We start from the raw sequence: 14,921 nt of genomic DNA on the forward strand, positions 1-14,921 counted from the left end.
ACGGCGCCGGAGTGTGACGCCGTCGTTCAAGCCAGGTCAGCGCCAGGCCGGCGGAAGGAGCTGAGCCAGCTTGCGGACGGCGCGATGCTGCAGCGCCTTGATCGCGCCCTCGTTACGGTGCATGATCTCCGCCGTTTCGGTGAGCGAGAGCCCCTGGATGAACCGCAGCACGATGCATTCGCGCTGGTCATCGCCGAGGTCGGCGATGCAGCGCAATAGCGCCGTCCTGGTCGCCTCGGCGAGTGCCCGCTGTTCCGGCCCGTCCTGGGTGCCGCTGTGGCCGGCGAACGGGGGCGTGCCTGCCTCCGACACCTCGTCGGTCACGATCTCGAGCTTGTACCGGCTCGACTTGACGTGGTCGAGCACGATGTTGCGGGCGATGGTGATGAACCAGGCCCCGACGTCGCGCCCCTGGTAGCTGACCGACGTGATGCGGCGCAGGGCCCGCAGGAAGGTCTCGCTGGTGATGTCCTCGGCCAGTTCCCGGTCGCCCAGCCGGAAAAGGACATAACGGTACACTGTGTCGACATAGCGGTCGTACAGCTCTCCGAAAGCGGAGCTGTCACCCTCCTGTGCGGCATGGACGAGGTCCCACGCCTCCGGCTGTCCGGATTCGGTGCTCCCGAGACGCAGGCCCGCGGGACGGGCGGCAAGCCAATTGGTCACGCTTGCTCCTCCGCGAGTCCGTGCGCCACCGCTGACGGCAGAACGCGCGCTCTGTGGTCACCTTGACAGCGACAGAGCATTGCCAATAGGGGTGCCATGGCGACTCCTCTGTCCGACGCGCACCAGAGCATACGTCTTGTTACCCGAAAGTAGGTAGTGTTCCGGGTTGCGGAAACGCCACGAACGGCGGGGGTGGGACGGCTCGCGCGCGAGCGGGGGGCACGAGAGACTGTGGGGCATGGGCAACATCTCGGATCTGCCGGCCCGCGCGGCGCGGCGGTGGCCGGACGCCGTCGGCCTGATCGACACCACCGCGGGCAGCGACTTCACCTGGTCCAACCTGGATTCCCTGGTGAACGGGCAAGCTCGGCGATTCGCCGCGGAGGGCGTGGAGCCCGGGGACCGGGTCATTCTCCGGCTGCCCACGTCGGCCGGTTTCGTGATCGCGCTGTTCGCCTTGGCTCGTGCCGGTGCGATAGCCGTGCCGCTCTCGCCGACCGTTCCCGAGCGCGAACTCGAGACGGTGCGCGAACAGAGCGGTGCGAAGTTCGTGGTGACCCGGAATTCCCTCGGGGAGCCCGAGGCCGGTGAACCGGTGGAACCGATCGGCGACGGCGAGGACACCGCCCTGCTGGCCTATACCTCCGGCACGACCGGACCGGTCCGCGGCGTGATGCTGTCGCACCGGGCCTTACTCGCCAACGTGGAACAACTCGGCTCCGTCCAGCCTCCCCCGCTGACCGAGGAAGACCGCGTCCTCATCGCGATCCCGTTGTTCCATGTCTACGGGTTGGGGCCGGGTCTGCTCCAGTCGGTTTCGGTGGGCGCGACGGTCGTCCTGGCGGAGCGGTTCCAGGCGCGCGAAGCACTGGAGATCACCGCGCGGCATCGGGTCACGGTCATCGGTGGGGTACCGGCGATGTACACCGAGCTGGCAGCCCTGCCCGAGGAAGAAGTCCGGAAGGGCCTGGAAAGCGTGCGCCTGCTCAGTTCGGGCGCCGCACCGCTGCACCCCAAGATCCTGGCCGCGGTCGGGGAGAAGACCGGGCTCGGCGTGTACGAGGGTTACGGGCTGACCGAGGCGGCGCCGGTGGTCACCTCCACGCTGGTCACCGGTCATCCGAAGCCCGGTTCCGTCGGCCGTCCGCTGCCCGGGGTCGAGATCCGGCTGGTCGGGCCCGACGGGGTGGCCGAACGGGTGCCGCTCGATCCCGACGATCTGGCCGACGCTTTCGACGACGACGGGGGCACCGGCCTGGTCGCCGTCCGCGGTCCGAACCTGTTCTCCGGGTACTGGCCCGACGGCGCGCACGGACCGGCCGAGGACGGCTGGTTCCGTACCGGCGACGTCGGTTACATCGACACCGACGGCGACCTCCACCTGGTCGACCGGGCCAACGACCTGATCATCGTCAACGGGTTCAACGTCTACCCGCATGAGGTGGAGAAGGTCATCTCCGAAATGCCGGGCGTGCGCGAGGCCGCGGTGGTCGGGGTGATCGACGAGCGCAGCGGTGAGGCGGTGAAGGCGGTCGTGGTGCCGGAGCCGGGAGCGGCGGCCCCGTCCGCGGAGGAGGTGGCCGCCCACTGCGCGCGGATGCTGGCGGGCTACAAGGTCCCGAAGACCGTCGAGTTCGCCGACTCGCTTCCGCATTCGGTCACCGGCAAGCTCCGGCGGGTAGGTTTGCGCTCATGACGCACCAGGTGGTCGTGATGACCCGGCAGGGCTGCCCGTCCTGTGTCCGGGCCGAGGAGGACGTCGAGCGGATCTGCGGTGAGCTGGGGGTTCCGTGGTCCACGGCCGACGTCGACAGCGACTCGGAGTGGCAGGCGGAGTACGGCGACCGCGTGCCGGTGATCCTGATCGACGGCGCCGAGCACGGGTACTGGAAGGTCGAGGAGGAGCGCTTCCGGAAAGCGCTCGCCTGAGGCGGCGTAAGGCACTTGTAACCACCGTTCCGGGCGCCGCCCGGCCTCCACGCGCGAACAATGGGTGCGTGACACCACTTGCCTCCACGCGCGAACCCGCGGAGAAACGGCCGTGACGACGGACCTCGAGCAGGCGCCCGCGAATCCGCCGGAGCCCACCGAAGCACCGCCGAAGCTGGCGGCGGGGCCTGCCGCGTTGATCGGCGTACTGGCACTGGCCGCGGCGCTGGCCGCGGGGCATCTGGTGGCCGCCTTCGTAGGCATCAAGGCGTCCCCGTACCTGGCGGTCGGCAACGCGGCCGTCGACGCGACTCCCGCCTGGCTCAAGGACTTCGCCGCCGGCACCTTCGGCACGGCCGACAAGACCGTCCTGCTCGGCGGTATGGCCGTGGTCATGGTGGTGCTGGCCGTCGTCGCGGGCCTCGTTTCGCGAACCTGGGCGTGGCCGGGACAGGCGATCATCGGCGTCTTCGGCGCGGTCGGGGTCGCGGCCGTGGTGACCCGTCCGGACCTGGGGCAGTTCGCCGTGATCGCGCCGGTGGCGAGTCTGGTCACCGGTGTCCTGGTGTTCCGGGGCCTGCACCACGCCGCGCTCGCCCAGGGCATCAGTTCGCCGAGCCGTCGCCGGTTCCTGTTCGCGGGCGTCGCGGTCGGCGCCGGGCTGGCCGGGGGTGCCGGCCAATGGATCGGTTCACAGGACGCGGAAGCCTCACGGGACGCCCTGGGCCCGCTGGTCCCCACGCGCGTCGCGCCCCCGATTCCCCCGGACGCCGATTTCGCCCGGCTCGGCACGCCGACGTTCCTGACCGAGAACCACGACTTCTACCGCATCGACACCGCGCTCGTCGTGCCGCAGATCCCGGCCGAGGGGTGGCGCCTTCGCCTGCACGGCATGGTGGACCGGGAGATCACCTACACCTACGACGACATCCGGCGCCGTCCGCTCGTCGAACGGGTGGTGACCCTGTGCTGCGTGTCGAACCCGGTGGGCGGGCCTTACATCTCGACCGCGAAGTTCATTGGGGTCGACCTCGCCGACCTGCTCAACGAGGCCGGGGTGCGCCCCGGCGCGGAGCAGTTGTTCTCCACCAGCGCCGACGGGTTCACCGCGGGCACGCCCGTGTCCACGGTGCTGGACCCCGGCCGGGGCGCGATGCTGGCCATCGGCATGAACGGCGAACCGCTGCCGATCGAGCACGGTTTCCCGGCGCGTCTGGTCGTTCCCGGTCTTTACGGCTATGTCTCGGCGACGAAATGGGTGACCGAGCTGGAGGTGACCACCTGGGACGCGCAGCAGGCCTACTGGCTGCACCGAGGCTGGGCGGAACAGGGACCGATCAAGACCGAGTCACGGATCGACGCGCCGCACGGGAGCGTGCCGCCGGGCCGGGTGGGGATCGCCGGGATCGCGTGGGCGCAGCACACCGGGATCGCGAAGGTCGAAGTCCGACTCGACAACGGCCCGTGGCAGGAGGCGACGTTGTCGGCGAACGTCACCGATGACGCCTGGCGTATGTGGTGGGCGCAGGTCCAGGCTTCGCCCGGCAGCCACACGGTCACGGTGCGCGCCACCGACCGCTCCGGCTACACCCAGACGGACCAGGTCGCCGATGTCGTCCCCGACGGGGCGACCGGCTGGCACACCATTAATTTCGTCGCGCAATGAGTCATCACAGGGTGTGACGATCGTGTGACGCGGGTGTGCTCCGGTCGGGGGTGTGGTCATTGGCACGACTCTGACCAGCCACTTTGTGCGTGCGTTCACAAATGGCTACCGTAGGGCGGTACCCACCGCGCGCGGCGCCGGCATCGAACCGGACAAGGCACGCCCGGTCAAGTGGTAATTCACGATTGACGGTGTCGAAGGAGGCCAGCGTGGCCGTACAGCGTGGCCGGCGCAACGGCGCCGCCGTTGCGCGCAAACTCGCCACGCCCGATGCCGACAACGCTCCGACGGCCGAGATGCCCGCGGTCACCGAGAACGACGAGGGAACCCGCGCACGGTCCATTCCCGAGGCCGCCGTCGCCAGGCTCGCGGTCTATCTCCGCGTGCTCTCGGCGATGGCCGAGCAGGGGGCGACGACGGTGGCCAGCGAGGAACTCGCGACGGCGGCCGGAGTCAACTCCGCGAAGCTGCGCAAGGACTTGTCCTACCTCGGTTCGTACGGCACCCGAGGGGTCGGCTACGAGGTTTCGGTACTGGTCGGCCACATCGAACGAACCCTCGGCCTGACCCGTATGCACAAGGTGGCCGTGGTCGGAATCGGAAACCTCGGTCACGCGTTGGCCAATTATGGCGGGTTTCCCGGACGTGGGTTTCCCGTCGAGGCGTTGTTCGACGTCGATGCCGACCTGATCGGCGTGCCGGTCGGCGGCATCCCGGTCTCGCACCTGGAGGACATCCCGAGGGTGTGCCGGGATCGCGGGATCTCGATCGGCGTGATCGCCACACCGCCCACGGCGGCGCAGTCGGTCTGTGACCGGCTGGTCGCGGGCGGCGTGCAGTGCATCCTGAACTTCGCCCCGGTGGTGCTCCAGGTCCCGGAGCACGTCGAGGTCCGGAAGGTGGACCTGGCTGTGGAACTGCAGATCCTGTCGTTCTATGTGGCACGGCGCAACGGAATGGTGGTTGGCTAAGTGAGCGTGTTGGCCGTCGGGCTCTCCCATCGCACCGCCGACCTCGCCACCCTGGAGCGGGCCGTGGTGCCCGCCGCGGAGCTGGACAAGGTTCTGCACCAGCTGCAGCAGGGGCAGTATGTGCACGAGGTGATGGTGCTCTCCACGTGCAACCGCATCGAGGTCTACGCCCTCGTCGAGACCTTCCACGGCGGTCTGGCCGACGTGTCGGAGGTGCTCGCCCAGCACTCCGGCTGCCCGGCGGCCGACCTGTACGACAACCTCTACGTCCACTACGCGGGCGCGGCGGTCGAGCACATCTTCAACGTGGCTTCCGGTCTCGACTCGATGGTCGTCGGCGAGACCCAGATCCTCGGTCAGGTCCGGAGCGCCTACGCCGCTGCCCGCGAGGCGGGCACGGTGGGCCGCACCCTGCACGAGCTGATCCAGACCACCCTGCGGGTGGGCAAGCGGGTGCACACCGAGACCGGGCTCGACCAGCTCGGCGCCTCGGTCGTCGCCGAGGCCCTGGCCGCCGCCGGTGAGCTGGCCGGGCGGCACGCCGTGGTGGTCGGCGCCGGGTCGATGGGCGCGCTGTCGGCGAGCAGGTTGCGCAAGGCGGGTGCCGGGCGGATCACCGTGGTCAACCGGACCCTGGCCCGCGCCGAACGGCTCGCCTGGACCGTCGCTCAGCAGGGGGTGGACACCGCCGCCCTGCCGATCGACGGTCTGAGCGACGCGGTCGCCGCGGCCGACGTGGTGATCTGCTGCACCGGCGCCAAGGGGGCGGTGCTCACCGCCGATCACGTCTCGTCCCGGACGGGCCGGCCGCTGGTCATCTGTGACCTCGGCCTGCCGCGTGACGTGGACCCGGCGGTGACCGAGGTGCCCGAGGTCGCGTTGGTGGACCTGGTGACCGTCCAGCGCCGGATGGAGACTTCCGGCAGTGGCGGCAGCGCCCGCCAGATCGCCAAGGCCACCGGCATCGTCCTCGACGAGGTGCGTGAGTATCTGGCGGGCCAGCGCAGCGCGGCGGTCACCCCGACCGTCACGGCCCTGCGCAAGCGGGCGGCCGAGGTGGTCGACGCCGAACTGCTCCGGCTCGACAAGCGGCTGCCGGAACTCGACGGCCCGGTGCGCGACGAGTTCGCGCGCACCGTGCGGCGCGTCGTCGACAAGCTCCTGCACGCGCCCACGGTGCGTGTGAAGCAGCTCGCGGCGGAAACCCAGGGGATGGACTACGCGGGCGCGTTGCGCGAGCTGTTCGAGCTCGACCCCACCTCGCCCGTCGTGGTCTCCAGCCCCACTCCCAATTTCTCGGCAGACGGTGAAACTCAGTGACGACTATCAGGATCGGGACGAGAGGCAGTGCTCTCGCCCTGACGCAGACCGAAACGATCGCCGACGCGCTGCGCCGTGCCGGGCAGCAAGTCGAGATCGTCAAGGTCACCACCCCCGGTGACCGATCGAGCGCTCCGATCGCGGAGATCGGCGTGGGCGTGTTCACCTCGGCGCTGCGCGAGGCACTGGCGAACAAGCAGGTCGACGTGGCGGTCCACTCCTACAAGGATCTGCCGACCGCGCCCGAGCCGGGCATCGTGCTGGCCGCCGTGCCCGTCCGCGAAGATCCGCGTGACGCGCTGATCGCCCGTGACGGGCTGACGCTGGCCGAGCTGCCTGCCGGGGCCACGGTCGGGACCGGTTCGGTGCGGCGCTCGGCGCAGGTGCGTGCGCTGGGTCTCGGCCTCGAGGTGGTGCCGATCCGCGGCAACATCGACACCCGCGTGCGGAAAGTCCATGACGGCGAGCTCGACGCCATCATCATCGCGCGGGCGGGCCTGGCACGTCTGGGACGCGTCGCGGAGATCACCGAGACGCTGGACCCGATCCAGATGCTGCCCGCTCCCGCGCAGGGAGCGCTGGCGGTGGAGTGCCGCGCGGACGACGTGGACATCGAACATCTTCTTCAGTCCATTGTGGACGATGAAGCGGCACGGGCCGCGGTGACGGCCGAGCGCACCATGCTGGCCACGCTCGAAGGCGGCTGCAACGCGCCTGTCGGTGGCCTGGCCGAGGTGGTGGAAGACCTCAACGCGGATGGTTCGATCGTCGAACGCATTTCGCTGCGTGGTGTCGCCGCCGCCGGTGGCGACGGCGAATCCGAGAGCGTGCCGGTGCTGATCCGCGCCTCGGCCGTCGCGGACAAGAGCGATGCGGAGCGACTCGGCCGTGAGCTGGCCGTGGAGCTGCTCGACCTGGGGGCCGGCGCGCTGTCCGGCCCGGGCCGCAATTCACGGTGACCGACGACAAAGAGAAAGACGCAACTGCAATGACCCCCGCGCGGAAGACCGCTGGGCGCGTCGCTTTCGTGGGCTCGGGCCCCGGCGACGCCGGACTGCTGACCGTTCGTGCCCAGGAACTGCTGGCCAAGGCCGAGGTCGTGGTGACCGACCCGGACGTGCCTGCCACGGTGCTCGCGCAAGCCAGCGCGGACGCCGAAGTACGGCCCGCCGTCGGCGAACCGGGTGAGGTCGCCAAGGACCTGGCCGGCGAGGCCAAGTCGGGCAGGCTGGTGCTGCGGCTCACCGGTGGTGACCCGCTGACGAGCGCTGCCGTGGTGGCCGAGGTTCAGGCCGTGGCCAAGACGAATGCCGTGTTCGAAATCGTGCCCGGCGTGGCGCCCGGTGTCGCGATTCCCGCCTATGCGGGCATCGCCCTCGGCGGCACGTATGTCGAGGTCGACGTCCGTGGTGACGTCGACTGGGCCGGCCTGGCCTCGGTGCCGGGCCCGATCGTGCTGCACGCGACTTCGAGCCATCTGGCCGAAGCCGCCGGAGCGCTGATCGAGCACGGCCTCTCCCCGCAGACCCCGGTCGCGGTGACCTCGAACGGCACCATCAACACCCAGCGCACGCTGGACAGCAGCCTGGCCACGCTGGCGCAGGACGCCGGTGAACTGGTCGGCCCCATCGTGGTCACCATCGGCGAGGTGGCCGGGCAGCGGTCGAAGCTGTCCTGGTGGGAGTCGCGTGCCCTCTACGGCTGGAAGGTCCTCGTCCCGCGCACCAAGGAGCAGGCGGGCGAGATGGCCGACCGGTTGCGCCAGCACGGTGCGACCTCGCACGAGGTACCGACCATTTCGGTGGAGCCGCCCCGCAGTCCCGCCCAGATGGAGCGGTCGGTCAAGGGCCTGGTGGACGGCCGCTACCAGTGGATCGTGTTCACCTCGGCGAACGCGGTCCGCGCGGTGTGGGAGAAGTTCGAGGAGTTCGGGCTGGACGCCAGGGCGTTCTCCGGCGTGAAGATCGCCTGCGTTGGCGAGGCGACGGCGGAGCGGGTCCGGGCGTTCGGCATCAACCCCGAGATGGTGCCCAAGGGCGAACAGTCCAGCGAGGGTCTGCTGGCCGAGTTCCCGCCGTACGACGACGTGCTCGACCCGGTGAACCGGGTCCTGCTGCCGCGCGCCGACATCGCCACCGAGACGCTGTCGGCGGGACTCGTCGACCGCGGCTGGGAGGTCGACGACGTGACCGCCTACCGCACCGTCCGTGCGGCCCCGCCGCCCGCGGAGACCCGCGAGATGATCAAGACCGGTGGCTTCGACGCGGTGTGTTTCACCTCGTCGTCGACCGTGCGGAACCTGGTCGGCATCGCGGGCAAGCCGCACACGCGGACGCTCGTGGCCTGCATCGGTCCCAAGACGGCCGAGACCGCGGTGGAGTTCGGCCTGCGCGTGGACGTCCAGCCGGAAAAGGCCGACATCCCGAACCTGGTCGACGCTCTGGCCGCGCACGCCGCCAAGCTGCGCGCCGAGGGCGCCCTGCCGCCGCCGCGGAAGGCGAAGCGCACCCGCCGTTCCTGAGCCGTCCGGCTCACCCGGGAACTAGAGCAAGGTGTCTTTACTACGGATGATCCGTAGTAAAGACACCTTGCTTCATAACGGGGCGCGATAACAGCGCCTATAACGGCGTTCGCTGGCTGCCCCGGGGTGGTGAGGGGCGTGGCGGTGCGGGAGTAGCCTCGGAGGGTGTTTCCCGAGCAACGTCCCCGCCGGCTTCGGACCACCGCGGCGCTGCGACGGCTGGTGAGCGAGACCACCCTTCGGCCGCGCCAGCTGATCCTGCCGATGTTCGTCGCCGAAGACGCCGACGCCCCCCGTCCGATCAGCAGCATGCCCGGTGTCGTCCAGCACACGCGTGACACGCTCCGCAAGGCCGCGGTGGACGCGGTCCGCGCGGGCGTGGGCGGTCTGATGATCTTCGGTGTGCCCGCCCGCCGCGACGCGACCGGGTCCGGCGCCGTCGACGAGAAGGGCATTCTCAACGTCGCGTTGCGAGACCTCAGGTCCGAACTGGGCGACGAGACCGTCCTCATGGCCGACACCTGCCTCGACGAGTTCACCGACCACGGTCACTGTGGCGTCCTCGACGCCGACGGCGGCGTGGACAACGACGCGACCCTCGAGGTCTACGCCCGCATGGCGGTCGCTCAGGCCGAATCGGGTGCGCACCTGCTGGGCCCCAGCGGCATGATGGACGGTCAGGTCGGGGTGATCCGGCACGCGCTCGACGAAGCCGGGTACGCCGGGACCGGCATCCTCGCCTACTCCGCCAAGTACGCCAGTGCCTTCTACGGCCCGTTCCGTGAGGCCGTGGATTCTCAGCTCAAGGGCGATCGCAAGACCTACCAGCAGGACCCCGGCAACGCCCGCGAAGCGCTGCGAGAGATCGAGCTGGACGTGGCCGAGGGCGCGGACGCGGTCATGATCAAGCCCGCATTGTCCTATTTGGACGTTCTGCGGGCCGCGGCGGAGATGTCGCCGGTGCCCGTCGCCGCCTACAACATCTCGGGGGAGTACGCGATGGTCGAGGCCGCGGCGGCGAACGGATGGCTCGACCGCGAGCGCACGATCCTCGAAGTGCTCACTTCGATCCGCCGCGCCGGTGCCGACATGATCTTGACCTACTGGGCCGCCGAGGCCACGGCCTGGCTGGACTGACCACCGTCCGAAGCACGTCGGTCGAGGGCCGGGGCGGGCCGGAGGAACTGCCGTCCGAAGCGCGTCGGTTGAGGGCGGTGGTGGGTGACGCTGGGGAAAGGCCGCCGCGCGAAGCGCGTCGGTTGAGGGCGGTGGTGGGCGACGGGAGGGATAGACTCGCGGCCGTGACGACACCAGACGAACCGGACAACGAGCGGCCCAGCGAGGGGCTGCCGCCCGCGCCGGGCCTTCCGGACGAGACGACGACCCCGGCCGGCCCGCCGCCGACGCCGGTGCGGGTCTCGTTCTGGCTGTGGGTGGCCTCCGGTGTCGTGTTCGTGGTCGGCTACCTGATCATCTTCCTGGCCCGGGACCGGGTCATCGACCAGCTGGTCAAGAACAACACCAAGACCGCGGTTACGCCGGCCCAGATCGCGAACGGGACCACCGTCCTCCTGGCGAGTCTGCTGGTCGGAGCGGTGTCGTTCGCCGTGCTGTACGTCCTGTTCGGCTGGAAGGCGCAACAGGGCACGCGTTCGGCACGCACCGTGCTCACCGTGCTGATGGCGATCACCCTGGTGTTCCAGCTGGTACTGCAGTTCGCGAGCCTGATCACGTTGCTCGCGACGCTGATCGGGTTGGTCGCGCTGGCACTGCTGTACCTCCCGAAGACGACCGGCTACTTCCCCAAGGTCGGCCGCCGCCCGCGCCAGTGAGCGAAACCCGCTACCGCGAGCCTGGCGCGAGCTGGGTGGCGCTGCTCTACGGCCCGGCCTTCGCGGCGTTGGGAGCGGTCGCCGAACTCCTCACGGGCGCGCCCGTGCACGTTGTCGCGTGGGTGCTCGTCGGGCTCGGTCTCGCCGCGATCACCGCGCCGTGGATCTACGCGCGGCGACGCTTTCTCACCGTGCGCGTGACTTCGAGCGCACTATGGCAAGGGCGCGAGGAAGTGCCGCTCAGCAGCATCGCGGAGGTGACCGACGTCGGTGCCCCGGCGGGTGCGCGAGTGCTCGGTGGCGGCTGGAGCGCGCCACGGAAGTACGACGAGCTTCCCGTCCGGCTCGACGACGGCAGCGTGGTGCTCGCGTGGGCCAAGGACGGTCAAGCCCTGCGGGCCGCGATCGAAGATGTGAAAGGCTGGTCGGCGTGAGCGAGGAAGCGGCGCCCGAGAAGCCCCCGGCCCGGCCCGAACGGCTGCATCAGCCGTGGCGTGGGCTGGTCGCCGGCGCGGAGGTGGTCGCGGCCGCACTCGCCGTCTGGGGCGCGTTCGCGATGTGGGGTCCGGGCGTGAGAACGCTCACCATGACCCTCTCGGACGGACTCGTGCTCGTCTCCACCCGGTACGTCGGCAGTTGGATGACCGGGTCGATCGCGTTGGGCGCGACCGCCGTGCTCCTGCTGGTCGACGCCGTGCGCGAGGTGCTGCTGGCGGTGCGCGTCAGGCACCGTGACGACCGCGGCGAAGGTGGCTCGTCCGGGCCGGAGGGCAGCGTCGGAGGTTCCCTGCCGGACCTCACCGTGACCTGAGGTTTCCTTCTGCGAGACTGGCAGTCGTGACGCACGGAGTCGATCGGTCGAGGGAATGGTTCGAACGGGCGGCGGCCGCCACCCCTGGTGGGGTGAACTCGCCGGTGCGCGCGTTCAATTCGGTGGGCGGAACGCCGCGGTTCATGGCACGCGGGGAGGGCGCCTACCTGTGGGACGCGGACGGGAACCGCTATGTCGACCTGGTCTCGTCCTGGGGCCCGATGATCCTCGGGCACGCGCATCCCGGCGTGGTCGCCGCGGTCCGCGCGGCCGCCGGGTCGGGACTGTCCTTCGGCACCCCGACCACCGGTGAGGTGGAGCTGGCCGAGGAGATCATCGCCAGGGTCGATCCGGTGCAGCAGGTCCGTCTGGTCAACTCCGGTACCGAAGCGACGATGAGCGCGATCCGCCTCGCCCGCGGGTTCACCGGGCGGAACAAGATCGTCAAGTTCGCCGGGTGTTACCACGGCCATGTCGACGCCCTGCTCGCTCAGGCCGGGTCCGGGGTCGCCACCCTGGGCCTGCCCACGTCACCCGGGGTGACCGGAGCGCAGGCGGCGGACACGATCGTGTTGCCGTACAACGATCTCGACGCGGTGCGGAAGACCTTCGCGGAGAACCCGGACGGCGTCGCCGCGATCATCACCGAGGCGGCGGCGGGAAACATGGGCGCGGTCGCCCCGCTCGGTGACTTCAACGCGGGGCTGCGGGAGCTCACCCGCGAGCACGGCGCCTTGTTGATCATGGACGAGGTGATGACCGGGTTCCGCGTGTCACGCTCGGGGTGGTTCGGCATCGAGGGTGTGCCGGGCGATCTCTACACCTTCGGCAAGGTCATGTCGGGCGGTCTGCCCGCGGCGGCGTTCGGCGGCCGTGCCGACGTGATGGCGCGCCTGGCGCCGTCCGGCCCCGTCTACCAGGCCGGCACGCTGTCGGGCAATCCGGTCGCCGTGGCCGCCGGGCTGGCCACGCTCCGGGCGGCGGATGACAACGTCTACCGGGCGCTCGACGCGAATTCCCAGCGTCTCGGCGCACTGTTCACCGACGCGCTGTCCGCCGCGGGTGTCGCGCACCACGTCGCCTACGCCGGGAACCTGTTGAGCGTGTTCTTCCGCGAAGAGCCGGTGCGCGACTACCACGACGCGACCGAATCGGAGACCTGGCGTTTCCCCGCGTTCTTCCACGCCTTGCTGGATCGCGGGGTGTACGGGCCACCGAGTCCGTACGAGGCCTGGTTCGTCAACGCGGCGATGGATGACGCCGCGTTCGAGGTGATCGAAAGCGCCTTGCCCGCGGCGGCTCGCGCGGCGGCGGAGGCACGCCGGTGAACACCGTCGTCCATGTTGTGCGCCATGGTGAAGTGCACAATCCGGAGCAGATCCTGTACGGTCGGTTGCCCGGTTTCGGGTTGTCCTCGCGCGGACAGCGGCAGGCCCTGATCGTGGCGGAAGCGCTGGCAGGGCACGACATCACGCACGTGGTGGCCTCGCCGTTGCAGCGAGCGCAGGAGACGGCCGCGCCGCTCGCCGCGGCACACCGGCTCGACGTGGCCACCGACGAGCGGCTCATCGAGGCGGGGAACCTGTTCGAAGGCCTGCGGGTTTCCGTCGGTGACGGGGCACTCAGGCGGCCGGAGCACTGGTCGAAACTGCGCAACCCGTTCCTCCCGTCGTGGGGCGAGCCGTACGTGGACATCGCGCGGCGAATGCTGGCCGCGGTGTATCGCGCCAGGGCGGCGGCCGAGGGGCACGAGGCGGTCTGCGTGTCCCACCAGTTGCCGATCTGGACCCTGCGCCGGTTTCTCGAGGCCAGGCCGCTGTGGCACGACCCGCGCCAGCGGCAGTGTTCGCTGGCTTCGATCACGAGCCTCGTCTTCGACGACGATCAACTGGCCGAAATCGTCTACTCCGAGCCGGCCGGAACGACCGAACCCAAGGTGACCGGCGCGTGAAACGGTTGCTCTTGGTGGTGTGCGTGGTGCTCGCTCTGGCGGGGTGTACCACCGGAAAGGACGCGGTTTCCCGAGGCACCAACTTCCAGTTCGTCGCGCCCGGCGGCCAGACCGACATCGTCTACGACAGCGATCGCCAGCCGATTCCCCCGCTCTCGGGTGAGGATCTGACGGACCCGGGCAAGCGGGTCTCGGTCGCCGACTACGCGGGCAAAGTGGTGGTGCTCAACCTGTGGGGCCAGTGGTGCGCGCCCTGCCGGACAGAGGCGCCCGAACTGGAGAAGCTGTACCAGCAGAACCAGGCGGCCGGAGTGCAGGTTCTCGGCTACGACGTGCGGGACTTCGACCGCTCGCCGCCGCAGGACTTCGTTCGCGACCGCGGCCTGACCTACCCGTCGATCTACGATCCGCCGGGCCGGGGACTGCTGGCGCTGTCCGGTTACCCGCTCAACGCGGTCCCGTCCACGATCGTGATCGACAAGCACCAGCGGGTCGCGGCGATCTACCTTCGCTCGATCCTGGCCAGTGACATCAGCCGGCTCGTTCAGCGGCTCGCCACGGAGTAGCTCGCGGCGGACGGCTGACGGGCATAGAGCCCGATGGCGGTCGCGGTTCCCAGCGCCAGGACGCCGTAACCCCACAGCGTCGCCGGAGCGATCGCGGTCGCGGCGTGGGCGCGATGCGCCATGACCCAGTCGAGTACGGCGGCGCTCGCGGCCGCCGTCGTCAGGGCGCCGACACCCGCCGCGACCTGCGTGACCGGGGCGCTCCTGAACAGCAGGACGACCACGGCCAGAACCGCGGTGAGCTGCGCGATCGGCAGGTCCATCAGCCGTGGGTAGTCCCCGGCGTAGCCGTAGAGCGAGGGGGTCTGGGGGCTTGCCCCCAGCGGGGGTGTGGTGCCTCCACAGAGCAACGGCAGTGCCGCGGAGACGAGCAGCAGGGCAGCGGCGACCAGGCCGGCGGGCAGCAGTTTCCGGGCCGACCAGCCGCCGACGAACACGGCCGCGGCGATCCCTGCCGAGCATGCCGTCAGCGGCCATGACCGGGGCGTCCTACCCAGCGTCGCGGCCACCTCCCAGAGCAGCGGGACGGCGAGCACGGCGGCCAGGAGCAGGCGTTCCCGGGGGAGCAGTTCCCGTCGGAGCACGGCCTGTGGTCCGGGGCGCCGATCGAGCGCGCGTTGCGTGTTGGTGGAGGAAGGTGGCTTTACTACGGATGATCCGTAGTAAAGCCACCTTCCTCCAAAACCGG

The 14,921-nt window shown here is 70.2% G+C and carries 16 protein-coding genes; 14 read left to right on the top strand and 2 right to left on the bottom strand.

The features are described from left to right. Positions 1–36: 36 nt before the first annotated feature. Positions 37–666: a sigma-70 family RNA polymerase sigma factor gene (locus ACFSXZ_RS18960; protein ID WP_378266344.1), complete on the bottom strand. Its 630-nt coding sequence runs from the start codon at positions 664–666 to the stop codon at positions 37–39. Between the two features lie 238 nt (positions 667–904). On the opposite strand from ACFSXZ_RS18960, the gene ACFSXZ_RS18965 reads away from it, so the two are divergent. The 14 genes from ACFSXZ_RS18965 (at position 905) to ACFSXZ_RS19030 (ending at position 14,233) form a co-directional block, all read left to right on the top strand. Beyond that, positions 905–2,362 (top strand): AMP-binding protein, encoded by a 1,458-nt coding sequence (locus tag ACFSXZ_RS18965; RefSeq protein ID WP_378266345.1) that lies wholly within the window; start codon positions 905–907, stop codon positions 2,360–2,362. Continuing rightward, on the top strand, positions 2,359–2,595 hold the full coding sequence (locus ACFSXZ_RS18970; protein WP_378266346.1) for a glutaredoxin family protein: 237 nt from the start codon (positions 2,359–2,361) through the stop codon (positions 2,593–2,595). The genes ACFSXZ_RS18965 and ACFSXZ_RS18970 overlap by 4 nt, the downstream gene beginning before the upstream one ends. Positions 2,596–2,707: 112 nt before the next feature. Next, the gene (locus tag ACFSXZ_RS18975) at positions 2,708–4,261 is read left to right on the top strand and encodes a molybdopterin-dependent oxidoreductase (RefSeq protein WP_378266347.1); all 1,554 of its coding nucleotides are present in this window, start codon (positions 2,708–2,710) and stop codon (positions 4,259–4,261) included. A gap of 209 nt (positions 4,262–4,470) precedes the next feature. Then, positions 4,471–5,232 (top strand): redox-sensing transcriptional repressor Rex, encoded by a 762-nt coding sequence (locus tag ACFSXZ_RS18980; protein WP_378266348.1) that lies wholly within the window; start codon positions 4,471–4,473, stop codon positions 5,230–5,232. Then, positions 5,233–6,552, top strand: a complete 1,320-nt coding sequence (locus ACFSXZ_RS18985; RefSeq protein ID WP_378266349.1) for a glutamyl-tRNA reductase — start codon at positions 5,233–5,235, stop codon at positions 6,550–6,552. Positions 6,553–6,563: 11 nt separating this feature from the next. After that, positions 6,564–7,511: a hydroxymethylbilane synthase gene (gene hemC, locus ACFSXZ_RS18990; protein WP_378266523.1), complete on the top strand. Its 948-nt coding sequence runs from the start codon at positions 6,564–6,566 to the stop codon at positions 7,509–7,511. Positions 7,512–7,540: 29 nt separating this feature from the next. Beyond that, the gene (locus ACFSXZ_RS18995; RefSeq protein ID WP_378266350.1) at positions 7,541–9,073 is read left to right on the top strand and encodes a bifunctional uroporphyrinogen-III C-methyltransferase/uroporphyrinogen-III synthase; all 1,533 of its coding nucleotides are present in this window, start codon (positions 7,541–7,543) and stop codon (positions 9,071–9,073) included. Positions 9,074–9,238: 165 nt separating this feature from the next. Continuing rightward, positions 9,239–10,210 carry a porphobilinogen synthase gene (hemB, locus tag ACFSXZ_RS19000; protein ID WP_378266351.1) on the top strand — a complete coding sequence of 324 codons (972 nt, stop codon included), beginning with the start codon at positions 9,239–9,241 and terminating at the stop codon, positions 10,208–10,210. Between the two features lie 164 nt (positions 10,211–10,374). Beyond that, positions 10,375–10,905, top strand: coding sequence for a hypothetical protein (locus ACFSXZ_RS19005; RefSeq protein WP_378266352.1), 531 nt, complete (start codon positions 10,375–10,377; stop codon positions 10,903–10,905). After that, positions 10,902–11,339: a DUF3093 family protein gene (locus ACFSXZ_RS19010; protein ID WP_378266353.1), complete on the top strand. Its 438-nt coding sequence runs from the start codon at positions 10,902–10,904 to the stop codon at positions 11,337–11,339. The genes ACFSXZ_RS19005 and ACFSXZ_RS19010 overlap by 4 nt, the downstream gene beginning before the upstream one ends. Continuing rightward, positions 11,336–11,716 carry a hypothetical protein gene (locus tag ACFSXZ_RS19015; RefSeq protein WP_378266354.1) on the top strand — a complete coding sequence of 127 codons (381 nt, stop codon included), beginning with the start codon at positions 11,336–11,338 and terminating at the stop codon, positions 11,714–11,716. Before ACFSXZ_RS19010 ends, ACFSXZ_RS19015 begins: the two co-directional genes overlap by 4 nt. Before the next feature lie 26 nt (positions 11,717–11,742). Then, on the top strand, positions 11,743–13,044 hold the full coding sequence (gene hemL, locus ACFSXZ_RS19020) for a glutamate-1-semialdehyde 2,1-aminomutase (RefSeq protein WP_378266355.1): 1,302 nt from the start codon (positions 11,743–11,745) through the stop codon (positions 13,042–13,044). After that, on the top strand, positions 13,041–13,667 hold the full coding sequence (locus tag ACFSXZ_RS19025) for a histidine phosphatase family protein (protein ID WP_378266356.1): 627 nt from the start codon (positions 13,041–13,043) through the stop codon (positions 13,665–13,667). Before hemL ends, ACFSXZ_RS19025 begins: the two co-directional genes overlap by 4 nt. Next, a complete protein-coding gene (locus ACFSXZ_RS19030; protein ID WP_378266357.1) occupies positions 13,664–14,233 on the top strand; it encodes a TlpA family protein disulfide reductase in 570 nt (189 codons plus the stop codon). Before ACFSXZ_RS19025 ends, ACFSXZ_RS19030 begins: the two co-directional genes overlap by 4 nt. Here ACFSXZ_RS19030 and ACFSXZ_RS19035 read toward each other — a convergent pair. Beyond that, on the bottom strand, positions 14,212–14,817 hold the full coding sequence (locus tag ACFSXZ_RS19035; RefSeq protein ID WP_378266358.1) for a hypothetical protein: 606 nt from the start codon (positions 14,815–14,817) through the stop codon (positions 14,212–14,214). The two genes, ACFSXZ_RS19030 and ACFSXZ_RS19035, sit on opposite strands and share 22 nt — an antisense overlap. Positions 14,818–14,921: the final 104 nt, after the last annotated feature.

Origin of the sequence: Amycolatopsis pigmentata (genome assembly GCF_042684065.1) — a bacterium.
In the GTDB taxonomy this organism is placed as follows: domain Bacteria; phylum Actinomycetota; class Actinomycetes; order Mycobacteriales; family Pseudonocardiaceae; genus Amycolatopsis_E; species Amycolatopsis_E pigmentata.